This window comes from Saccharothrix ecbatanensis (assembly GCF_014205015.1).
Classification (GTDB): Bacteria; Actinomycetota; Actinomycetes; order Mycobacteriales; family Pseudonocardiaceae; genus Actinosynnema; species Actinosynnema ecbatanense.
On sequence record NZ_JACHMO010000001.1, the window covers coordinates 2,109,188 to 2,132,354 of the forward strand.

A 23,167-nucleotide genomic window follows, 5' to 3' on the forward strand; every position below is an offset into this window, starting at 1 on the left:
GGTTCAGTTCTCCCAGGTCAGGCCGTGGCCGAACGGGTACAGCGCGGTCGAGGGGTCGCCCGCGACCGGGATGGTGACGGGCAGTTTCCCGACCGGCGCGTTCTCCCCGTAGAGCACCCGCACCGCGGACTCCACCGAGACGGCCGTGTACGAGTAGGTGGCGAGGTAGGTCGGCGCGTCGGGGAAGTGCGCGATGTCGTACGGGTCCCGGACCGCGATGACGACGACCGGCTTTCCGGTGCCCAGCAGCGCTTTCACGAGGTTCTGCTGGCCGACGTCGGTCCACGCCTTGTTGGTGGCGACGATGGTCAGGTCGGCCGCGCCCGCACCGGCCACCGCCCGGTCGATCGTGGCCCGGTTCGGGTTCGCGCCGGTGACCAGCGAGGTCGTCGTCGCCGAACGCTGGCCGACCGCCGTGGCGAGCCGTTGCGGCACGGGATCGGCGGTGGTTCCCCAGCCGGTGGTGAAGACCGATGCCGGGCGGGTGGTCAGCGGGAGGACGGCGGCGGAGTTGCGCACGAGCGTCGTGGTCCGGTCCGTGATCTGCTGCGCGGTCCGCTTGTTGTGCTCGGTCCCGACCACGTCAGGCAGCACGGCCGGATCGGCGAACTGGCCGCCGAACAGCCCACGTCCGGCCTTCATCCGCAGGATCCGGGTGACCGACTGGTCGATGCGGTCCTCGGTCAGCTCGCCGCCGCGCACCGCCGCCAGCACCGCGTTGTACGCGACGTCGATGTTCGGCGGCATCAGCAACTGGTCGACGCCCGCCTTCAGCGCCAGCACCGGAACGCGGTCGTCGCCGTACTTCTGCCGGACACCGGCCATCCCGAGCGAGTCGGTGACCACCACGCCGTCGTAGCCGAGCTGGTCGCGCAGGATGCCCGTCATGATCGGCCGGGAGAGCGTGGCCGGATCGCCGGACGGGTCGAGCGCGGGCACCACGATGTGCGCGGTCATGATCGAGTCGACGCCGGCCGCGATCGCACGGCGGAACGGCGGCGCGTCCAGCCGCTCCCACTCCTCCAGGCTGTGGCCGATCACCGGGAGCCCTGTGTGGCTGTCGACGGCGGTGTCGCCGTGGCCCGGGAAGTGCTTGGCGGTGGCCGAGACGCCACCCCGCTGGTACCCGCGCACCTGTGCTTCGACCAGACGGGCGGTGAGGTGCGGGTCCTCGCCGAACGAGCGGACGCCGATCACCGGGTTGAGCGCGTTGACGTTGACGTCGGCGACGGGCGCGAAGTTCTGGTTGACCCCCACCGCGCGCAGTTCCCGCCCGGCGATCGTGGCCGCGATGCCGGCCGACCCGGGGCTGCGGGCCGCGCCGAGCGCCATGTTGCCGGGGAACAGCGTGGCCGGCGCGCCGACCCGTGACACCACGCCGTGTTCCTGGTCGGTGCTCACCAGCGCGGGGATGGCGGACACCCGCTGGATGCCGTTGGACAGCTCCGTGATCTGGGCCGGGTTGACCGTGTTGCCGGACCACGCGAAGTAGATGATGCCGCCGAGGTGGTACTTCTCGATCAGCTGCTGCGCGTTGTCGACACCGTGGGAGCGCCGGTTGGCCGCTACCGAGGCGGAATCGGCCGCGTCGACAGTCGCCCCGTAGGCGTAGGTGACGAACAGCTGGCCGATTTTCTCCTCCAGCGTCATGTTTCGCAGCGTGTCCGCCACGACGTCGGTGGTGTCGGCCGCCGCCGGTGGCGCCAGCGAGCAGACCAGCAGGGCCGACACACCGATGAGCAGGCGGCGTCGGTTGAGAATTTTCCTCATGTGCTCTCCCACCGTGAGGAAGTGACCATCCTTCGCAACGTACGCAGTCGCCGGCCAAAGCGGCATCGACCGTTCGGACGTATCGAGCGAGCCGCGCCCGGTCGGTTCGGACTGCCGTTACAACGTTGGAAGATCTGGGCGAGCGCTGCTACGTTCGAGATCGGCCCGCTCCGCCCTGTTCGGATAGAGGTGGTCATGACCGGCACGCACGACGTGGACTCCCTGGTGGAGACCCTGTACTCGGACGGCATCGTCGCGTGTCGCGGCGCGTTCACGCCCGACTGGGCCGATCGGCTCGGCGAGGACGTCGACGTGTTGTTACAGGAGGCGCTCGCGCGTCCGGACGGCGCGATCGGCCGGGGCCCGAACCGCTACTACGTGGAGATCCACCCCGAGCGGATCAGGGGCTTCCAGGACCTGGTGACCCATCCGTGGGTGGTCGACCTGGCGACGGCGGTGTTGGGACCGGACTACCAGGTGGTCGAGATCGGCTTCGACGTGCCGCTGCCGGGCGCGGTCACCCAGCCTTGGCACCGGGACTTCCCGGCACCGAGGGAAACCGTGGAGGACCGGCGACTCACATCGCTGGCGTTGAACGTGACGACGGTCGACACCGTCCCGGAGATGGGGCCGTTCGAGATCGCACCCGGCACGCAGTGGGACGACGCCACCGAGTTCGACCACGGGATGTTCCCGCCGAAGTCGCTGTACCCGCGCTACGAGGCGCTCGTCCAGCGGAAGATGCCGCAACGGGGTGACATCTCGGCCCGCTCCGCCCTGACCATCCACCGCGGCACGCCCAACCGGTCGCGGTCCGCACGGCCGGTGCTCGTCCTCGGACTGGCCGCCGGCGGGGTCGAGAACGACCGCAATGACCTGGTGGTCAGCCGTGCCTACTACGAGCAGCTGCCCGAGGAAGTCCGCACGCGCTTGGGGTGCAGGATCGTCGACCGCCTCGAACCGTTGGCGCAGAAGCACACCATCGAAGGTCTCGTGATGGGCGCCGAGTAGCCGGGTGGGTCAGAACCGGCCGAACAGCCAGTGACCGGGCCTGTCCGGGGTCGGGTCGAGGCAGAACTCCCTGGTGGCGCGCACGATCTCGGACACCTCGACGGTGCCGCGGTGGTCGGTGTCGAGGCGTTCGAAGAGGGCTCCGGCGTCGTTGTCGGGTAGGCCGCAACGAGCCATCAGGGTGAGGAACTCGTCGCGTTCCACCACGCCCGTGCCGTTGGTGTCGACGAGAGCCAGCACGGCGGTCGCCAACGGTCGGAGGGTGTGCTCGAAGGCGGTGTGCGTGGCGCGGCCTGCCCACACCAGGAACTCGGCCTTCGTGACGCGGCCGTCCTGGTCGGTGTCGGACTCGGCGGCCAGCGCGCGCCACAGGGCCCGGTAGGCGGAGCGGACGGCCATCGCGGCGACGGAGCGGGGTGGGTGGCCGAACGACTGGACCAGGCGGAGGGCGAACACCTCGTAGTCGTCACGTCGCAGGTAGCCGTCGCCGGTGGCGTCCAGCAGGTCGAAGCGCAGCGACCTGGTGACGGGGGCGGGGGAGTGGCCGGTGACCGCCGCCGCCCAGGCCGTCGCGTCGGCACGGGCCGCGGCCAGGATCGTGCCGTGGTCGGCGTCCGGGTACGTCGTCAGCTGGACGGTGCTGCCCGCCGCGGCGATGTCGTCGGCGAAGTCGTGGATCACGGCGGGCGGGACGATCTCGTCGTTGCCGGCGGCGGCGAGGAAGACCGGGCGGTCCAGGAGGGTGATCGGGACGCGGCACTCGTCGAGCACCCGTTCCACGTGGTGGTGGCGGGTCAGGTCGGTCATGCCGGTGTCGTGGTTGGTGACCGTCCTGGTGGCGCGGAACATCTCGACCAGCGTCACCCGCTCGGCCAGGTCGACCAGGGTGGTGCCGCGGTCGGTGAGGAAGGCGTGGGTGAAGTCGGGGTACCGGGTGCGCATGCCCGCCAGCACGATCGGCACGAACGGGCAGACGGTCGCGGACGCGTCGCTGGTGCGGGTGGCGATGACGCGCACCAGGTGGACGGGCGGCGCGAGCGCCACCGTGCCCAGGAAGCCCAGTTCCGGCGCGTAGTTCGTCGCGATCAAGGCGGTGAACAGGGCGGCGTGACCGCCTTGCGAGAAGCCCGCGACGAGCCAGCGGCGGTCGAGCGGGTGGTCGAGCCGGCGGGCGGCGCGGACGATGTCGATCACGTCGTCGGCCACCGCTTCGCCGTTGAGGTACGGGTGCGGTCCGGGCGTGGCGAGGCCTTCGTAGTCCGTCGCCGTGACGGCGTAGCCGGACGCGAGCCAGGCCGCGATGTGGGCGCGTTCCAGGCGGAGCAGGCCGGTGCGGGACGGCGCGGTGCGGTCGGACAGGCCCGTGGTGCCGTGGGCGTAGCTGACCACGGGCCAGCCGTCGGCCGGGGGCGTGCCGTCGGGGATGAACACCGACCCGGTGACGAGGCGACCACGGCCGTCGTGGCCGACGCCCTGGTAGAAGACGCGGTACGCGGCCTCCGCGTGGTCCGGTCTGAAGCGGGAGGGGAGCGGTTGGGCACGGATCAGCGTGCCGGGCCGTCGGTCCGGCGCCGTTCCGGTGGAGGCGATCACGTCAGGACGTTAGCGGCTTCCGCCACCACTGCGCCGTACCGGAGGTCCGGGCGTGCGGCGATGGCGGTGTCGAGGAGGCGGTAGGCGGTGATGGTGTCCTCGGCGAGGACGGTGGCCAGTGAGCCACCGTGGGCCAGGGGCACCAGAGACCACCAGTCGCCGACCGCCGGCTCGGGCGGGTCCGGCTCGCCGACGAGCAGGTCGGTGGCGATGACGTGGTGACCGGCCATGTGCGCGGGAGACGCGTCCAGGTCGGGGTCGCCGAGGTCGAGGCGTTGGCGCAGCAGTGTGGTGCCCTCACGGCGGACACGGGTATCGCTGCGGAACAGGCCCGGTTGTTCGCCGCTGCGGCCGAGGACGACGACCTCGCGGAGGCGCAACCGGGCGTCGGACGCGAGGTCGGCGCACAACGACGCGTGGTGGTCGGCCCCGGCGGCGACGACGGTGGGTTCGGCCAGGTACTCCAGCCGGCCGCCGTCCGCGACGTGGAAGGTCACCGCCGTGCGGCTGGGGCCGGGGTGCTGGCCGGGCAGCACGACGGTCGCGCCGATCGCGCGCAGGGTGAGCGCGGCGCCCGGCCCCACCGCGACCTCGACTCCCAGGACGTCGCCGCCAAGCGGTGCGGCGGCGGAGCCGACGAGGTGGACCAGCGCGGTGTCCGGGTCCTCGTCGTGGCACGCGGCGGGGCAGGGCATCAACGTCAGCGGCGACACCGATCGCAGGTCGCGCACGACGCTGCGACCGGTGCGGTCGCGTTCCACCACCAGTCGTGCGACGGCCTTCACACCGTGCCCGACAGCTGGGCGACTTCGGCCGGGTCGTGGCGGAGCACGGCACGGACCCAGGCGGCCACGTCCGGCGCGTCGGGGGTGCGCACCAGCGACTGGCTGATCACCGGCAGCTCGTGGCGGCGCATGCGGTGGGCGTCCGAGAGCATGACGTCCAAGTCCGCGCCGACGTGTGCGGCGAGGTCGGTCTTGTTGACGACGAGCAGGTCGGCGGTGGTGACGCCGGGACCGCCCTTGCGGGGGACCTTGTCGCCGCCGGAGACGTCCACGACGAAGATCTGCCGGTCGACCAGGCCGCGGCTGAACGTGGCGGTGAGGTTGTCGCCGCCGCTCTCGATGATCACGAGGTGCAGCCCGGGGAAGCGCTCTTCCAGCAGTTCGACGGCGTCGAGGTTGGCGGTGATGTCGTCGCGGATGGCGGTGTGCGGGCACGCGCCCGTCTGCACGGCCTCGATGCGCTCCGGGGCAAGCACGCCCGCGCGGCGCAGGAAGTCGGCGTCCTCGGTGGTGTAGATGTCGTTGGTCACCACCGCGAGTTCCAGTTCGTCGCCCAGGGCCCGGCACAGCGCGGCGACCAGGGCGGTCTTGCCGCAGCCGACCGGGCCGCCGATGCCGAGGCGGAACGCGCGGTCCGGGTCGACGTGACGCGCGTACGGGTCCGGGGCGGTGTGGGTGGGGTCGAAGTCGACCGGATGTGAATGGCCGTGGCCGTGTCCGGTTGTGTGGTCAGCCGGCAAAGAGACGCACCTCCAGGCGGTGGGTTCGGTCATGGGTCTCGGCGAAGAGGTCGAGGGCGGGCGAGCTCGGCGCGGGTAGTTCCGCTGGTGGCAGGTCGGGGTTTCCGGCGGCGGTGGCGGCGATGCGCCCGATCGGTGCGGACAGGTCGGCGACGATCGCGTTGACGTGGAACGGGTCCAGGCCCAGCAGCCGGACGCAGGCGCTCGCCGGTCCGCTGACCGACAGGTAGGCGGCGGCGAGCGCGGCCTGGCGCGGGGACGCGCCCGCGATCCCGGCCAACGCGCCCAGCGCGACGGGGTGGTGTGGCCGCGGTGTGGCCGCCAACAGGTCGTCCAACACCGGTGAGGGCCAGGCGAGTCGACCGGCGCGGGCCATGCCGCGGCCCTGCGCGCGTGACACCTCGCGTTGCGAGGGAGAAGGGGTGCGGGCGTCGACTTCGACGTCCAACTCCCGCCACCGGCGCCGTTCCCGAGCGGAGTGGGCCGCCATGGCGGCGATGGCGGCGGTGAGCGCGCCGACCGTGCGGAGTCTGCCGCGCAGGAACGAGGCGAGCGTCGGGACGTCGGTGACCAGGCCGCGGGCGACCGCCTCTTCGAGCCCGCCGGAGTGGGCGTGCCCGCCGCCGGGGAAGCGGGAGTCCGCGATGCACAGCACGACGGCCATGCCCGTGGCGTCCGACAGGTCGGCGTTCATCAGAACAGGAAGTAGCGCTGCGTCATGGGCAGTTCCGCCACCGGATCGGATTCGACCAACTCGTCGTCGATGTACACGGCGAAGTTGTCCGCCCGCACCACGACTTTCGGCAGTGCGTCGTTCAGCTTCATCTTCTCCTTGAACACCCGACGGGTGTTGTGCACCGCCTCCAACGGCGTGGCAGTCCTCAGGGCCGTTTGGAGGTCGGCCTCGATCGCCTCTTTGGCCACGAAGTGCACGCTGCACTCGGCGGCCACCTTCGGCGCGGACCCGTACATCGGACGCGACCACACGGGTTGCGGCGTCGGGATGGAGGCGCTCGGGTCGCCCATCTGCGCCCACGCGATGACCCCGCCCTTGAACACCAGGTGGGGACGCACCCCGAAGTACTTCGGCTCCCACAGCACCAGGTCGGCCAGCCGGTCCACTTCGACCGAGCCGACCAGGTGGTCGATGCCGTGCGCGATCGCCGGGTTGATCGTGTACTTGGCGACGTACCGACGTGCCCGCATGTTGTCGTTGTCCGCGGCCTTGTCCTCGGCCCCCCGCTTGCGCTTCTCCTTCATCACGTGCGCGGTCTGCCAGGTGCGCAGGACGACCTCGCCGATCCGTCCCATGGCCAACGCGTCGGAGCTGATCATCGAGATCGCGCCCATGTCCTGCAACACGTCCTCGGCGGCGATGGTGCTGGGCCGGATCCGGCTGCTCGCGAAGGCCAGGTCCTCCGGGATGGACCGGTTGAGGTGGTGGGCCACCATCAGCATGTCCAGGTGCTCGTCGAACGTGTTGACGGTGTACGGCCGGGTCGGGTTGGTCGAGGAGGGCAGCACGTTGGCGTAGGACACGACGCTCAGGATGTCCGGCGCGTGCCCGCCACCGGCGCCCTCGGCGTGGTAGGCGTTGACGGAGCGGTCCCCGACGGCCTTCATCGTGGACTCCAGGAAACCGGCTTCGTTCAGCGTGTCGGTGTGGATGGCGACCTGCACGCCGCTCTTCTCCGCCACGCTCAGCGCCATGTCGAGCGCCGCGGGCGTCGCGCCCCAGTCCTCGTGGATCTTGAACCCGCCCGCGCCGGCGCGCAGTTGCTCCCACAGGGCGTCGGGACGCGCGGTGCAGCCCTTGCCCAGTTGCAGGATGTTCACCGGTTGGCCGTCCATGGCGCGGAACATCCGGGCCAGGTTCCACGGGCCCGGTGTCACGGTGGTGGCCTTGCTGCCGTCCGCCGGACCGGTGCCGCCGCCGATCAGCGTGGTCAGCCCACCGGCCAGGGCCGAGTCCACGAGCTGCGGGCAGACGAAGTGGACGTGGCAGTCGATGCCGCCGGCGGTGAGGATCTTGCCGTTGCCTGCGACGACCTCCGTGCCGGGTCCGATGACCAACGTGGAGTCGACCCCGTCCATGACGTCGGGGTTGCCCGCCTTGCCGATGCCGACGATCCTCCCGTCCCGGACGCCCACGTCGGCCTTGACCACACCCCAGTGGTCGAGCACCACGACACCCGTGATCACCAGGTCCGGGGTACCTTCGGCACGGGTGGCCGTCGCTTGGCCCATCGACTCGCGGATGACCTTGCCGCCGCCGAAGACCACCTCGTCGCCGGAACCCTGAGGCCCCATCGAGCGGTCTTCGGTCGGCTCGATCAGCAGGTTCGTGTCGGCGAGCCGGATCTTGTCCCCGACGGTGGGGCCGAGCAGTTCGGCGTAGCGGCGGCGCTTGATCTCCCACTTGTCGGTCACGAGCTGCTCCCGCCCGCCGCGTCCGGTTCCGTTGTGGACGGATCGGGTTCGGACGGGGCAGGTTTGGACGGATCGGGTTCGGACGGGGCAGGTTTGGACGGGGCGGGTTCGGACGGGTCGGGTTTGGCGAGTTCCGGGTCGGTCGGCTCCCACTCGCGTTCGTCCAGCTTGCCCGCGAACTCCCACCGCAGCCCGGGAACGACGCGTCGACCCCCGATCGGCACGAGGCGGACATCACGCGCCACGTTGGGCTCGAACCGCACCGCCGTGCCCGCCGGGATGTCCAGGCGCTTGCCCCACGCCGAGGGCCGGTCGAACTCCAGCTCGGGGTTGACGGCGCCGAAGTGGTAGTGCGAACCGACCTGGACGGGCCGGTCACCCCTGTTGACCACCACCACGTGCGTTCGGGGGCGGCCCGGGTTGAGCGGCACCGGGTCTTCGGCCGGGATGATCTCGCCTGGACGCACGCGTGCCTCCCGCGGTTAGGGGATCGGGTCGTGGACGGTCACGAGCTTCGTGCCGTCCGGGAACGTCGCCTCGACCTGCACCATGTCGATCATTTCCGGCACACCGTCCAGCACCTGCTCCCGGCGCAGCACGGTGCGGCCCGAGGCGGCCAACTCGGTGACCGTCCGCCCCGCCCGCGCGCCCTCCACCAGGTACGAGGTGATCAACGCGACGGCCTCCGGCTGGTTCAGCCGCAGACCGCTCTCCAACCGCTGCCGGGCCAGATCGGCGGCCACGTGGACGAGCAGCTTGTCCCGCTCCTGAGGTGACAGATGCACCGGACCGACGTTGCCATGGGCCACTGGCGAACACACCAGGTGACACCCGATGGGGATCGGTTCACCCGCCGGCGGCCAGGAAGGTGGCGCGGGGATCAACCCGGGCCGCCGACCGATCACCTGGACGCGGCTTCCGACCTGACCGGGGGATCGCGCTCCAACACCGAAATCTGCGGAAGCCGCGCGCGTGGTCCAGACCGGACACCGGTCCGGGTGAATCCGGCGGTCAGCGTTGGCGGCGCTCGTCGTGGTCCGGCGAGGCTGGGCCGTCGACACCGCGCGGCAGAGTGGGAAGGGCGAAACGTGCTCACTGGGAACAGCCCTGAAGACCAGTCCGTCGCGATCGTGGGCGCGGCCTGTCGGTTGCCCGGCGGTGTGTCCGGATTGGACCAGCTGTGGCAGGCGTTGGTCCAGCGCCGGGACCTGGTGGGCGAGGCGCCGGACGGCAGGTTCGACCCGGCCCGGTTCGTCGACGCGTCGGGTCTTCGCCCGGGGAAGAGCTACACCTCGGCGGGCGGGTACCTGGACGACGTCGAATCGTTCGACGCCGGCTACTTCGGCATCTCGCCCAAGGAAGCGGCGCGGATGGATCCGCAGCAGAGGTTGCTGCTGGAGCTGGCGGTGGAGGCGCTGGACGACGCGGGCATCGCGGCGGAGTCGTTGGCCGGGTCGGACACCGCCGTGCACATCGGCATGTCGGACAACTCGTACGGCGCGCTACAGGCCACGTCGTTGGACTCGACCACCGCCTACACCATGACCGGAGCCGCCGCCTCGATCACGGCCAACCGCCTCTCGCACAGCCTGGACCTGCGCGGACCGAGCTGGGCGGTGGACACCGCGTGCTCGTCGTCCCTGGTGGCGGTGGACCAGGCGTGCCGCACCCTGCTGGCGGGCACCAGCCGGACGGTGTTGTGCGGCGGCGTCAACCTGCTGCTGAGCCCGTTCCCGTACGTGGGTTTCTCCCAGGCGTCGATGCTGTCGCCGCGCGGCCGGTGCGCGGCGTTCTCCGCCGAAGCCGACGGTTTCGTGCGGGCCGAGGGCGGCGGGCTGGTGGTGCTCAAGCGACTGGCGGACGCGCTGGCCGACGGCGACCGGGTGCACGCGGTGATCGTGGGCAGCGGGACGAACAGCGACGGCCGGACCAACGGCCTGGCGCTGCCGAACCCCGAGGCGCAACGCGACCTGCTCAGGTCGGTGTACGAGCGGGCGGGTGTGCACCCCGACGAGTTGGTCTACGTGGAGGCGCACGGCACCGGCACCCAGGTCGGCGATCCGGCCGAGTGCACCGCGCTGGGGGAAGCCCTGGGCGGCCCGCGCACGGTCGGGGCCCTGCCGATCGGGTCGGTCAAGACCAACACAGGTCACCTGGAACCCGCCTCGGGCATCGTGGGCCTGCTCAAGGCGCTGCTGGTGCTGCGCCACCGGACGATCCCGGCCTCGCTGCACGCCGAGCCGCCCAACCCGGACATCGACTTCGCCGGCCTGGGTCTGGCCGTGGCCACCGAGCCCAGCCTGATCCCGGCCGCCGGACGTGCGGTGATCGGCGTCAACTCCTTCGGCTTCGGCGGCACCAATGCCCACGTCGTCATCTCAGCGCCGACGCGGTCCGAGCCAGGTGACCGTCCGGTGGGCGGGCCGCGCCCGGTGCTGGTGTCCGCGCAGACCCCTGCGGCGTTGAGCCGTGCCGCCGCCGACTTGGCCGCACGGCTGCTGGAAGCGACCGGTCCGGAGTTCTACGACATCGCCCGCACCAGCTGCCTGCGGCGGGGACGGCGTGAGCACCGCCGGGCCGTGCTGGCGGCGGACTCGGCCGAGGCCGCCCGGCTGCTGACCGCCGACACGTCGCCGGGGCAGCCTCCCGCGCCGTGCGCGAGCGGTGTGGGGGTGCGGCAGGGCCGGGTCGCGTTCGTCTTCTGCGGCAACGGCGCGCAGTGGGCCGGGATGGGTGTGGACCTGCTGGCGGCCGACCCGGTGTTCCGGGCGGCGTTCGCCGAGGTGGACGCAATGCTGGCGCCGCACCTGGGGTGGTCCGTGGCCCGTCGGCTCGGCACGTGCGTCCAGCCCGACCTGGCCGCCACCGAGGTCGCGCAGCCACTGCTGTTCGCTGTGCAGGTCGGCGTGGTCGCGGTGCTGCGGGAGCGGGGGATCGTTCCGTCGATGGTGCTCGGACACAGCGTGGGCGAGGTCGCCGCGGCTTGGACGGCCGGCGCGCTGAGCCTGGCGCAGGCCGCCTGGGTGATCGCCGAACGCAGCAAGGCCCAGGCGCTGACCGCCGGGTCCGGCCGCATGGCCGCCGTCGCCCTCACCCAGGACGAGGCGCGCGACGTCCTCGCCGACTATCCGGACGTGGAGCTGGCCGGGGTCAACGGCCCACGCGGCGTCACCGTCGCCGGGCCGGGACACCAGGTGGAGAAGCTGGTCGAGGAGCTGACCCGCCGGGACGTCCACGCCACCGCGCTCGACTTGGACTACGCCTTCCACAGCGCCGCGATGGACCCCGTCCGCGACGGCCTGTGCGCGGCCCTGGCCGATCTGGAGCCCGGTGGCACCACGATTCCGCTGATCTCCACCGTGACCGGACGGAGTGTCGACGGCACCGCGTTGGACGCCGAGTACTGGTGGCGCAACGTGCGCACCGAGGTGCGGTTCGAGCCCGCCGTGGAGCAGGCGATCGCCGACGGCGCCGACGTCCTGGTCGAGATCGGCCCTCGTCCGCTGCTGCGCGGCTACCTGCGCGACATCGCCGCTGCGCACCCGCAGACCCCGATCGCCGTCGTGCCCACGCTCCGCCGTGACGCCGACGGCGCGGCGGCGCTGTCCGAGGCGGTCGCGTCCGTGATCGCGGTGGGCGGGCACGTCGACTGGGACCGGTACTTCCCCGTGCCGGGCCGGATCGCGGAGCTGCCGGCGTACCCGTGGCAGCGCGAGCGGCACTGGAACGGCACCCCCGAGGACTGGACGCGGACCAGCGGCAACGGCCGGATCGAACACCCCCTGCTGGGCGAGCGGATGCCCGCGCCGCACCCGGTCTGGGACGGGGCCGTCGAACCGGTGCTCGTGCCGTGGGTCGGCGACCACGTGCTCGCCGGGTCGGTGGTCATGCCCGCCACCGCCTACGTCGAGATGGCGCTGGCCGCCGGAGAACTCACGCTCGGCAGGGACGTGGAGATCCAGCGGTTGGAGATCAGCCGTCCCCTTGTGGTCCCGTGGCCGCACGCGTCGACCGTGCGCACCCAGACCTCTTACGACCCCGAAGGGGGCGCGTTCCGCATCACCAGCACGCACGAAACCGGCGCCGAGCGACGTCCGCACGTGCGCGGACGGGTCCGGCAACGCACCGGACCGGCCCCCGACCCGGTCGACGTGATCGGGCTCCGGGCCGGGATGACCCTGCGGCACACGGCCGATCAGCTGTACTCCTCGATGGAACGGCACGGGCTCGCCTACGGCCCGGACTTCCGGGTGCTCGACGAGGTGTGGGTCGGCGACCGCGAAGTCCTGGCCGGCTACCGGCACACCGCGCCCACCGGCGAGTTCACCATCCACCCGGCGCTGCTCGACGGCGCGTTGCATGCCGGGTTCCCCCTACTGCACGACATCGCGCAGGGCTACGCGTACCTGCCCTCGGCGTTCGGTCGGGTCCGGGTGTGGCAGCCCGCGACCCCGACTGGGTTCATGCGCGTCCGGGACCGCACCCTCATCCCCGGTCACCCCTGCTGGGACGTCACCGTCCTGGCCGAGGACGGCGCCGTCGTCGCCGAGCTGACCGGGTGCCGGCTGGGTCGGATGGCCTGGACCACCGACACCGGGCTGAGCCGTGTGCGCACCGTTCTCCGCGCCGCGCCACACCCCGACGGGACGGCCGCGCCCAGTCCGCTGCCCACCTCGCGGGAGCTCATGGCGGCGGCGCACGACCGGGTCGCGCAGTTGTGCCGGGACGTGGGTCCGGGCCTGCGCCGGTTGCACGAACTGAGCCGGACCGCGTTCGGGCACGACTGGGCCGAGACCCTGTCGACGGTGCTGCCGCCGGGGACCCGGGAATTCGGCCAAGCGGACCTCTTCGCCGCAGGGGTGCTGGAGAAGCACGCCGGGTACGTCGACCTGGCGACGTCCGTGGCCCAGGCGGAAGGGCTGGTCGAGCCGACCGGGTCGGGGCGGTGGAGGTTCACCGGCACCAGGCCCGATTTCGGCGCGGTCTACCGCCGCCTGCTGGACGAGGTGCCCGGGGGCGTGGTCGACCACCTGCCCGCGTTGACGATGTGTCGGAACCAGATCCCCGTGCTGCGCGGTGAACGTGACCCCTTGGAGGTGCTCGCGGCGGACGGCAACGAGCACCTGCTGGTGCAGTCGTTCGACCTCGGCCTCACCAGCCGCTTCTACGACCTCATCGTCCAGGAGGTGCTGCGGCAGGTGTTGCGGCGGTGGCCGGCGGACCGGCCGTTGCGCGTGTTGGAGGTCGGTGCGGGCACGGGAGGCCTGAGCTCGGCGCTCCTGCCGCTGCTGCCCGCCGAACGCACCCACTACGTCTACACCGACGTCTCGCCCTACTTCCTCACCCGCGCGGAGAAGCGCTTCGCCCGGTACGACTTCGTCCAGTACCGCGCCTTGGACCTCGACGCCGACCCGCACGAGCAGGGGTTCGCCGCGGGCGCGTTCGACCTGGTCGTCGCGGCCAACGCGCTGCACACGGCGAAGGACCTCGAAGCCGCGCTGGACCACGTCGCCGCGGTGCTCGCGCCCGGCGGCCGGCTGGTGGCCTTCGAATCCCACTCGGACGTGCTGCTCGCCCCGATCTTCGGGTTGATGGACAGCTCCCGGGCGGCCACCGACCGGCACCTCCGGTCGGGCATGTTGCTGCCGCTCGAGCAGTGGCCGCCGTTGCTGCGCCGCCGCGGGTTCACCGACGTCGCGCAGACCGGAGCCGAAGACGACCCGGTTCCACCCGAGTTCTCGGTCATCGTCGCCACGGCGCCGGACCGGCACGTCGACCGACCCGCGTTGCCCGCCGGCGGTCAGGCGACCTCGTGGGCGCTGCTGACCGAGTCCGCCGAGGAGACCGCACTGGCCGAGCACACCGCCGATCTGCTGCGGGACGCCGGATGTCCGGACATCCGGATCGTCCCGACTTCCCGGTGGACACCGCCGGGCGACGTGGGGGACATGGCAGTCGTGCTGATCCTCTCTCGACCCGAGGGCGACGATCCCGGCGTGCTGGTGGACCGCACCACCCGTTGCGCCGCGGTGTTGCGCACTCTCGCGCGTGCCCAGCGCGGGTTGTCGTTGTGGGTCGTGGCCCGCCCCAACGGCGCGGTGCCCACTCCGGACGCCATCCAGTCGTCGGCCGACGCCGCGGTGTGGGGCCTGGCCCGGTCGCTCGGCAACGAGAACCCGGCGCTCGCTGTGCGGCGGATCTCGCTGCACCGCGGCGGTCGGGTCGGGCACGAAGCGGACCGGCTGGTCAGGGAACTGCTCGCCCCCGGCGCGGAGGACGAGATCGTCCTGGCCGAACAAGGCCGTTACGTGCCGCGCGAGGTGGAACTCGCCGACACGGTCGCCGACGCGCCCGCGTACGAGTTGGAGATCCGCAGCCCTGGGCTGTCCTACGAACTCGCCTGGCGGGCGAAACCCGTTCCGACCCCCGGGAACGGGCAGGCGGTGGTCGAGGTCCACGCGGTGGCGCTGAACTACCGGGACGTGATGCAGGCGACCGGGTTGGTCCCGGTGGAGGCGTTCGAGTCGACCGGCGCCCACCAGTGCGGGCTGGAATGCGCGGGCGTCGTCACGGCGGTCGGGCCGGACGTCACCGGCCTGGCGGTCGGCGACCGCGTCTTCGGCCTGGTGCCCGCCGCGTTCACCTCCCACGTGCTCGCCCGGGCCGACGCGCTCGTGCCCGTGCCCGACTCGATGACGTTCACCGAAGCGGCCACGCTGCCGGCGGTGTTCAGCACCGTCCACTACAGCCTCGGCCACCTGGCCCGGCTCACGGCAGACGACACGGTCCTGGTGCACGGCGGCGCGGGTGGTGTCGGGCTGGCCGTCCTCCAGTACGCCCGGCTGCACGGCGCGACGGTCATGGCCACCGCCGGCACGGAGACCAAGCGCGCGATGCTGCGGGCACTGGGCGTCGAGCACGTGGTGGACTCGCGCAGCCTTGAGTTCGCCGACGAGGTCATGCGGCTCACCGACGGCCGCGGCGTCGACGTCGTGGTCAACTCCCTTGCCGGAGAAGCGATCGCGCGCAGTCTGGAACTGCTGCGGCCCGGTGGTCGTTTCGTGGAGCTCGGCAAGCGGGACATCCTCGCGGACGCCGAGTTGCCGCTGAACCCGTTCCGGAACGACCTGGCCTTCTTCGGCGTCGACGTCACCGCGTTGACCACCAGGCCGAAGCAGCTGGCGGCGCTGACCGCCGAGGTCGCCGAACAAGTCCACAACGGCGCGTACCGCCCGCTGCCGCACTGCGTCTACCCGGCCGGTCGGGTGGACGAGGCGTTCCGGCTGATGCAGCACTCCCAGCACGTCGGCAAGGTCGTGGTGTCCTTCGAACCGGGCGCGGAACCGGTCACCGTGCGGGGCAACCCCGAACCACCGGCGCTGGACCCGGACAGCACGTACCTGGTGACCGGTGGACTCGGCGGATTCGGCGCCGCGACCGCGTGCAGGCTCGCCGAACGCGGTGCGCGGCACCTCGCGCTGGTGAGCCGGCGCGGCGCCGACGCACCCGAGGCCGAAGCAGTGCTCAAGGCACTTGCCGACCTGGGTGCGCGGGCGGTGCCCTACGCGGCCGATGCCGCCGACCCGGACGCCATGCGGCGGGTCATCGCCGACATCGACGCGAGCGGCCACCCGTTGCGCGGGGTCGTCCACTGCGCCATGCACCTGGACGACGCGCCACTGGCCGACCTCACCGACGAACGCATCAGGGCCGTGCTCAGCCCGAAGTTGGGCGGTGCGCTGGTGCTGGACCGGCTCACGCGCGATCACGACCTCGACCTGTTCCTGCTGTACTCCTCGTCCGCCACGCTGGTCGGGAACGCCAGGCAGTCCCCGTACGTCGCGGGGAACCTGTTCCTGGAGGCGTTGGCACGGCAACGGCGTCAAGCGGGCCTGCCCGCCACCGCGATCGCCTGGGGCGCGATCGGCGACGTCGGCTACGTCGCCCGCAACAACCTCGACCAGGCCCTGACCCTGATCGGGATGGACGTCGTGCCGGTGGGTGAGGCGCTCGCCGCGGGCGAGGACGTCATGGGCCACGACGAGGTCGTGACCGCCGTCGGCAGGTACCGCTGGGCACGGCTGCGCGCGATCCTGCCCGGCACGCGTTCGCCCCGGTGCTCGGCGCTGGCCTCCTCCGACGGCGAGGGGAGTGGCGGCGCGGCCGAACCCCTGGTGCGGCAGCTCGCCGGGATGAGCGCGGACGAGGCGCTGGACACCATCGCCACCGTGGTCACCGGCATGGTCGCCGAGGTGCTGCAACTCGATCCCGAGCAGATCGACCGACACCGGCGGGTCGACACCTACGGCATGGATTCCCTGATGAGCGCCGAACTGGTCATGGCGATCCGGAAGCGGTTCGACGTGGACGTCTCGCCGATGGAGCTGCTGCACAGCGAAGGCACCGTCGCGGGCTTCACCGAAGTGCTCCACCTGCGGCTCGGGCTCGCCACCGCACAAGCGTCGTCGTGACAGGGCAGGGGGTCGCCGCGCCGACCCGGCGGTGGGCGGCCACGTTCGTGGTGTGCTCGGGGATCTTCCTGCTGGGCATGGACTTCACCGTGCTCAACGTCGCCGTGCCCGACCTGCAACGCGACCTCCGGCCGTCGATGGCCCAGGTGCAGTGGATCGTCGACGGCTACGCGTTGGTGTTGGGCGGCATGGTGCTGGCCACCGGCGCGATCACCGACCACATCGGACGGCGGCGGTCGTTCGTGGCCGGGTTGGCGGTGTGCGGCGCGACCGCGGCCTGGGGTGCGTTGGCGCACCAACCGTGGCAGCTGATCGCGGCACGCGGCGGTATGGGCGCGGGCGCGGCACTGCTGATGCCCGCGACCTTGTCGATCGTCACGACCCTGTTCCCCGAACCCGCCCTGCGTCGCCGGGCGATCGCCCTGTGGACCGCCACCGCCGGCGTCGGGGGCATGACCGGGCCGGTGATCGGCGGGTGGCTCGTCGAGCGGTTCTCCTGGCAGGCCGGGTTCTGGATCACGGTCCCGCTCGCGGTCGTCGGCATCGTGGCGGCGTTGCTGGTGGTGCCCGAGTCCCGTGCGCCGCGCGGTCACCGTGTCGACGTCCTCGGTGTGGTCCTGTCCGCGCTCGGTCTGCTGGCGCTGGTGTGGGCGATCATCGAAAGCCCGGTCCGGGGTTGGACGAGCGCCGAGGTGTTGACCGCCTATGCCACTGCGGCGGTGCTGTTGACCGCGTTCGCCGTCTGGCAGTCCCGCGGTCGCCACCCCATGCTGCCGTTGCCACTGCTGCGCAGGCCACGTGTCGGCGTCAGCGCGCTTGCCTTGGCGTTGATGTCCTTCGGCCTCTACGGCGCGTTGTTCCTGATCACGCTGCACCTCCAGGGCGTGCTGGGGTACAGCCCGTGGCAGGCCGGACTGCGCACGTTCCCCATGGCCGTCGCCTTGGCGGTCGGAGCCGGTGCGGCGCTGCCCCTGCTGGCCAGGCACGGTGAGAAGGTGCCGATGGTGGCGGGGCTGGGCCTGGTCACCGCCGCGTTCATGGTCCTGGCGGGGGTGGAGACCGGCTCGGGCTACCCGCACGTGCTGCTGTTCCAACTCGTCGCGGGATTCGGCGCGGGCATGGTGGCCGCCGCGGGCACCGACACCGTGATGGGCGCCGTGCCGCCGGATCGGACCGCGCTGGGCTCCTCGATCAACGACGCCACCCGCCAGGTCGGCGCGACATTGGGCGTCGCCGTACAGGGCTCCATCCTGACCGCCGTCTCCACCGCCCGCCTGCACGAACTGCCAGAACTGGCCGGACAACCAGCCGGCCACACCGTCCTGGACGCCCTGTCCCTGACTGCCCGGCTGCCCGACACCGTCCGGGACCACTACCAGGACATCGCCCGGGAAGCGTTCATCGACGGCATGACCACCGCCGCGATCACGGCCGCAGCCGTCACCCTCGCCGCCGCCGTGCTGGTCGCCGTTCGCCTGCCCAGCGCCGCCGCCAAGCCGTCCTACACCCGGTCGAGTGGACGCTGCGGCTGAACGAGTGGCCTCTGAGTCATCTGACGCAGAACCCGCCCGCGCTCGTCGGTAGACCTTCGATTCATCGGGGAACAACGCCCGTTCGGTCTGGAACCGCACCGGCAGGGCCGCGCGCGTGTACTTCAACAGCGGGTACTGCGGCACTACGACACCGTCAACGCCAACTCCTGGCGCAACCTCAGCGTGACGTTCGACAACAACCCGTCACACCAGTTCTCGCCGTACTCGGTCGCCTGCCATTGAGCGTGACCGGAACCCATCGGCCACAGTGCTGAGCCGTTGACCATGGGAAGCGGGCGCGGGCACCGGTTCACAGGACCTGGTGCTCGCGCCCGCCGCTTGTGGTGCCACCGCTACTTTCAGGGCCGCAGGCTCACGAAGGGCAGTACGACCGGGCTGGACGCGGTCCAGTCGAGAACGGTGGCCTGGTCGGCGTCACCGGTGATCACGTCGATCGTGTTGGGATCGCTGATGTCGGTGTCACGGCTCGGCAGGTCGAAGCTCTGCTCGCCCGCGCCACCGCCGAAGCGGTACTCCTTGGTCCACGGGAAGCCGTTGTCCCAGTGGGCCTTGCTGTACACGGGCCGGACCAGGCCGATGCCCTCACCGGGTTCGGCGTTGGAGTAGATCGCCACCTGGTAGCCGGCCGCCGCCAGGTCCCCGAAGGCCGACGCGGGCGCGGTCACCACGATGTCGTGCGTCGCGGGCACCACCCGAAGCTCGGCGGTGGACACCTTGGCCGTCGACGCGTCGTACACCCCGAGGGACAGCGGCTGGTCCGGGTAACGCCCGTCGGCCACGACGGCACGGCTCCACGCCCCGGCGGTGGCGGTGTTCGTGCCGGGCAGACCGGGAGAGGCGCCGGTCGGCTGGGACGGGTCGCGCAGCAGGATGTTGACCCGCTGCACGCTCATCCCGTTGCCGCCCCACGGGTTGTTGATCGCCCCGGCGACGCGGGTGACGAACCGGACCTGGTCGCCGTCGCGGAACAGGTCGAACTTCGTCAGGTCGAAGCTGCGCGGGCTGAACGCCCCGTTCGTCGGGTAGACGTACGTGCCGGGCCCGTTGTCGTCGCCGGTCGGGTCGGTGAGCCCGCCGATGCGTTCGCCGTAGGAGAGCACGGTGCGCCGCTCGTAGGCGGTCGCGCCGTCGCCCACCGCCGCGACGCTGATCGTGTTGTCGATCCCGGCCACCTCGACGTCGGCGCTGAACGCCCCGCCGACCACGTCCACCCGCTTCTTCGCCGAGCCGACCGCCACGACCACCGAGCGGGCGTCGGTCGTGCCGTGCACCCGAACGGTCCGGCCGGTGGCGGTGGACAGGTCGTCAGGGCCGTCCACCGTGAGGGAGACGGTCGGGACCACGCCCGCGCGGTAGCGGTCGGCCACCACGGACGGTGTCTCGACGGGCCTGCCCGCGCCGATGCCCTGCGCCAGCCGCACGTACTGCGCCATCGCCCACGCCAGCGGCGCGGCTGATCCGGTGCCCTTGCCGAACACGTGCCCGTACTCGGTGGGTTCGGCCCGGTCCCAGACCTGCTCGGGGATCATCCGGCCGCTGTTCGCGGTGGCCGCCATGGTCCGCAGGTAGGGGAGCGCGTCGCGCCCGTTGGCCAGCTCGTACTCACCCCGTTCACCGGACAGCAGCGGCCACGGCCGGCCGATGCCGGCACCGGTCCACGGCGCGCCGTCCGCCGTCTCGCCGTACCCGTCGTGGGTGTAGCGCTTCCACATCTCGCCGCTGGGAGTGGTCACCTTGATCGACGCGTCCACCTCGGGCAGGGATTGCGCGACCGCGCGGTCGCCGGGCGGTTTCACGCCGAGCCGCACCAATTCCAGGAAACCGGCGTCGACCACCGCGTTCTCCGGGTGCACGCCCGCGCCGTTGGCCCAGCCGCGGGTGGCGCCGTCGTTCGGGTCGCCACTGCCGGAGACGCGCATGTAGTAACGGCCGTCGCCCAGCGGACCGTTGGTGGTGAACATCCACTGCTCGGCTTGCCGCTGCCAGGAGTCGGCGGTGGCGTTGTAGAGCGTGGCGCCGTCGGTGTCACCCGCGCGGCGGGCGATGTCGGCGGCGGCGGTCAGCCCGGCGATCTGACTGGCCAAAGTGGACGGAGAGTAGCCGCCGGTCTCCTCCCAGCGCTCCTGCGGTGTCGTCGGACCCGCCTGGACCAGGAAGTCGGCGGCCTTGGCGATGTGGTCGCGGTAGAACGCGGGGTCGAACCTGCCGGTCTGCCACGCGAGCACGATCGGGAACGCGGTCTCGTCCAGCTGCACGTTGGTCTGGTCGGGGGAGCCGTCGACCTTGGAGGTCTGCGGGAAGCTGCCGTCCGGCCGCTGCTGGCGGGTGAACAGCCAGTCCACCGCTCGCCGGCCCGCCGCCGTGTCGCCGGCCGCGATCAGCCCGGACACCTGGTGGTACATGTCCCGCGCCCACACGAAGTGGTAGCCGCTGCCGCCGCCGGACGCGCCGTCCGCCGGCACCGCCTGTCCCCACGGGATGGTCAGCGACGCGGAGAACGCGCCGGGGTACGTCTTGTCCTCGTGCGCCTTCACCGCCATGACCGACGCCCAGTACTGGTCGAGCAGGTCGGCCGGGAGCTTCGGGTTCTCGAGCGAGTCGGTGTAGAGGTGCCAGCCGAGCTGGTACCAGCGCTTGGTCACGTGGAACGGCCGGTGCAGGCTCGCGCGGGCGCCGGTGAGCGCGGCCTGCTTGGTGCCCGCGAAGCCGATCGCCAGGGTGGTGCGGGTCGTGCCGTCACGTCCGGTCGGGAGTTGACCGACCTGGGCGATGTTGCCGGGGCCCGCCTGCGGGTACGTCGTGGTCAACCTGAAGTTCGCGGCCAGGTCCGCGAGCCCGTCGCTGGTGCCCACGTAGCCGGTGGAGGTCGCGGCGAAGCCGGTGCTCGACACCAGGGCGCTGGCCACGGGACGGTCCGGCAGGTGGGTGTCGACGGCGGTCAGGGCGTCCTTCGACGCCCGGCTGGTGTCGTTGCCCGAGTCGCCCGCGAGCTGGGGGTCGAACAGGGTGTGGAGCCGGAGGTCGCCGCCCTTGAGCGGTCGTAGCTCGACGTCCACGAGGACGGTCGCGGCGGCGGGGTCGGTGATGTAGGTCTTGGTGAGCTGCCAGCGGCCGGCGTCGTCGGTGACCTGCTGGCGGTACGTGAGGGACTTCCGGTCGGCGAGGGTCGTGGTGTGGGTCGTGCCCTCGGTTTCCCGCTGTGCGAATGACTTCCCGTCCGTGACGACGAACTCCAGCGTGCGCGAGTTCGGGGTGTCGGCGCTGGGGTAGTAGACCTCGCTGAGGGTGCCGCCGGTGAGGGTGAACCAGATCTTCGACGCGGAGGTGGTCGAGGTGCCGATGCCCTCCTTGTCGCCGGTCGTCCAGGTCGAGGCCGCGCCGGGGGCGCCGGGCGGGTCGGGCTCGGCCGTGGCCGTGGCCGTCGTCAGGAGCAGGCAGCCGGTGGCGGCGAGCGCGAGCGCTCTGCTCCGGCGTGGACGGGATGTGCGCATTGGGGCTCCTCGTCGAGCTTCCATCGGCGGTGATGGGCGTGCGTCATCGCCACGGCTGGTGTCGCCGTGGAAGAGGGGTCGTGCGGTGGGGTCAGGGAAGTCGCTTGGGCAGGGCGGCGAGCACGGTGCGCTGGATGGCCACGGCAGCGGCGCCGCGGGCCCAGAGCGTCGGGTCGTCGTTGATCAGGCGCAGGTCGATCGGTGACGCCTCGGCGTGGCGTGCCTGCGCGATGCTCGCGCGGATCCGCGCCTCGGCGACCTGGGCCAGCCGGATGCCCTCACCGGTGAGGATGACCCGTTCCGGTTGGGCGATGTTCGCGACGGCCGCGATCAGCGTGCCGAACGCGTGCCCGGCCCGGCCGACGATCTGGTCGGCGACCGCGTTGCCCGCCTCGGCCAGGTCGAGCACTTCGTCGTAGGTGACCGACCGGCCCAGGGTGAGGGCGGCCTGTGACTGGATGGCGTCGGTGGTGAGCAGGGCTTTCACGCAGCCGCGGTGCCCTTCCGGGCAGGACGGGCCGAGCGGGTCGATGGGGAAGTGGCCGAGCAGGCCGAGACCGGAGTCCGGGCCGCTGACGAGCCGGTCGTGGATCACCAGCCCACCGCCGACACCGGCGCCGATGGTGAGCACGGCGAAGCTCTGCACGTCGCGCCCGTCGCCGAACCAGTGCTCGGCCGCCATCAGCGCGTCGAGGTCGTTGGACACCACCGTCGGCCTGCCGGTGGCCCGGCCGACCGCCGCACTGAGGTCGAGGTCCTGCCAGTGCAGGAACACCGCGCGCTGCACGCGGGCGAAGTCGCGGACCACGCCGCCGATGCCGATGCCGATGGCGGCGACGGGCCGGGCCGGGTCGTCCAGCGCGGCGACCAGTTCGGCGATCCGTTCGACCACGGCCTCGGGTGACTGGTCGGTGATCTCGACGGTGGCGCTGTCGAGGATGTCGGCACGCAGGTTGGTGAGCACGCCGTAGGCGCGGAACCCGGCGAGCTTGATGCCGATGAACCGCTGCACGTCGGGGTCGACGTCCAGCGGCTGGAGCGGACGGCCGCCGCCGCGCAGGTTCGGCGTCTCCACCTCGCGCAGCAGGCCGGCGTCCATCAACGGCTTGGTGAGCCGGGTGAGGCTCGCCGTCGACAGGCCCAGGCGGTCGGCCAGTTCGGAGCGCGCCAGCGGTCCGTGGAGCAGGACTTCCAGCGTCACGCGCCGTGCGGACGGCAGCAGGGGTGCCCAGGGCGATGCGGCGTCGAGCACCGTGCGCTCCTCGTAGAGGTCGGGGGTAACCGGAGCGCAATAGTACCGCGACGAAACTAGCTGGCAAGACC

General features: G+C 72.0%; 12 protein-coding genes and 2 pseudogenes. 4 read left to right on the plus strand and 10 right to left on the minus strand.

The genetic code is table 11. The annotated features are described in order from the left end of the window. Positions 1-3: 3 nt before the first annotated feature. The gene (locus F4560_RS09100) at positions 4-1,770 is read right to left on the minus strand and encodes a glycoside hydrolase family 3 protein (RefSeq protein WP_184918573.1); all 1,767 of its coding nucleotides are present in this window, start codon (positions 1,768-1,770) and stop codon (positions 4-6) included. Between the two features lie 195 nt (positions 1,771-1,965). Here F4560_RS09100 and F4560_RS09105 point away from each other — a divergent pair, with 195 nt between their 5' ends. After that, positions 1,966-2,781: a phytanoyl-CoA dioxygenase family protein gene (locus tag F4560_RS09105; RefSeq protein WP_184918575.1), complete on the plus strand. Its 816-nt coding sequence runs from the start codon at positions 1,966-1,968 to the stop codon at positions 2,779-2,781. 9 nt (positions 2,782-2,790) lie between these two features. On the opposite strand, the gene F4560_RS09110 is transcribed toward F4560_RS09105, so the two are convergent. The 7 genes and pseudogenes from F4560_RS09110 to F4560_RS09140 form a co-directional block, all read right to left on the minus strand. Next, a complete protein-coding gene (locus F4560_RS09110; RefSeq protein ID WP_184918576.1) occupies positions 2,791-4,374 on the minus strand; it encodes a lipase family protein in 1,584 nt (527 codons plus the stop codon). Then, complete coding sequence (locus F4560_RS09115) at positions 4,371-5,159, minus strand: urease accessory protein UreD (protein WP_184918578.1); 789 nt, start codon at positions 5,157-5,159, stop codon at positions 4,371-4,373. The genes F4560_RS09110 and F4560_RS09115 overlap by 4 nt, the downstream gene beginning before the upstream one ends. Next, positions 5,156-5,899, minus strand: coding sequence for an urease accessory protein UreG (gene ureG / locus F4560_RS09120; protein ID WP_246477764.1), 744 nt, complete (start codon positions 5,897-5,899; stop codon positions 5,156-5,158). The genes F4560_RS09115 and ureG overlap by 4 nt, the downstream gene beginning before the upstream one ends. Next, positions 5,889-6,593, minus strand: coding sequence for an urease accessory protein UreF (locus tag F4560_RS09125; RefSeq protein ID WP_246477765.1), 705 nt, complete (start codon positions 6,591-6,593; stop codon positions 5,889-5,891). Before F4560_RS09125 ends, ureG begins: the two co-directional genes overlap by 11 nt. Continuing rightward, on the minus strand, positions 6,593-8,329 hold the full coding sequence (locus F4560_RS09130) for an urease subunit alpha (protein ID WP_184918582.1): 1,737 nt from the start codon (positions 8,327-8,329) through the stop codon (positions 6,593-6,595). The genes F4560_RS09125 and F4560_RS09130 overlap by 1 nt, the downstream gene beginning before the upstream one ends. A gap of 134 nt (positions 8,330-8,463) precedes the next feature. Continuing rightward, positions 8,464-8,796: pseudogene (locus F4560_RS09135) on the minus strand (urease subunit beta); the annotation flags it as partial. A 15-nt stretch (positions 8,797-8,811) separates the two neighbouring features. Continuing rightward, the gene (locus F4560_RS09140) at positions 8,812-9,114 is read right to left on the minus strand and encodes an urease subunit gamma (protein WP_184918586.1); all 303 of its coding nucleotides are present in this window, start codon (positions 9,112-9,114) and stop codon (positions 8,812-8,814) included. A gap of 303 nt (positions 9,115-9,417) precedes the next feature. Here F4560_RS09140 and F4560_RS09145 point away from each other — a divergent pair, with 303 nt between their 5' ends. From F4560_RS09145 to F4560_RS46535, 3 genes and pseudogenes are all read left to right on the plus strand, one after another. Continuing rightward, on the plus strand, positions 9,418-16,800 hold the full coding sequence (locus F4560_RS09145; protein WP_221483419.1) for a type I polyketide synthase: 7,383 nt from the start codon (positions 9,418-9,420) through the stop codon (positions 16,798-16,800). Beyond that, on the plus strand, positions 16,797-18,332 hold the full coding sequence (locus F4560_RS09150; protein WP_221483420.1) for an MFS transporter: 1,536 nt from the start codon (positions 16,797-16,799) through the stop codon (positions 18,330-18,332). The genes F4560_RS09145 and F4560_RS09150 overlap by 4 nt, the downstream gene beginning before the upstream one ends. Positions 18,333-18,411: 79 nt before the next feature. Continuing rightward, a pseudogene (locus F4560_RS46535) lies at positions 18,412-18,519 on the plus strand (hypothetical protein); the annotation flags it as partial. Between the two features lie 172 nt (positions 18,520-18,691). On the opposite strand, the gene F4560_RS09160 reads toward F4560_RS46535, so the two are convergent. Continuing rightward, complete coding sequence (locus F4560_RS09160) at positions 18,692-21,844, minus strand: glucan 1,4-alpha-glucosidase (RefSeq protein ID WP_184918588.1); 3,153 nt, start codon at positions 21,842-21,844, stop codon at positions 18,692-18,694. A gap of 91 nt (positions 21,845-21,935) precedes the next feature. Next, a complete protein-coding gene (locus tag F4560_RS09165; protein ID WP_184918590.1) occupies positions 21,936-23,096 on the minus strand; it encodes an ROK family transcriptional regulator in 1,161 nt (386 codons plus the stop codon). Between the last annotated feature and the right edge of the window lie 71 nt (positions 23,097-23,167).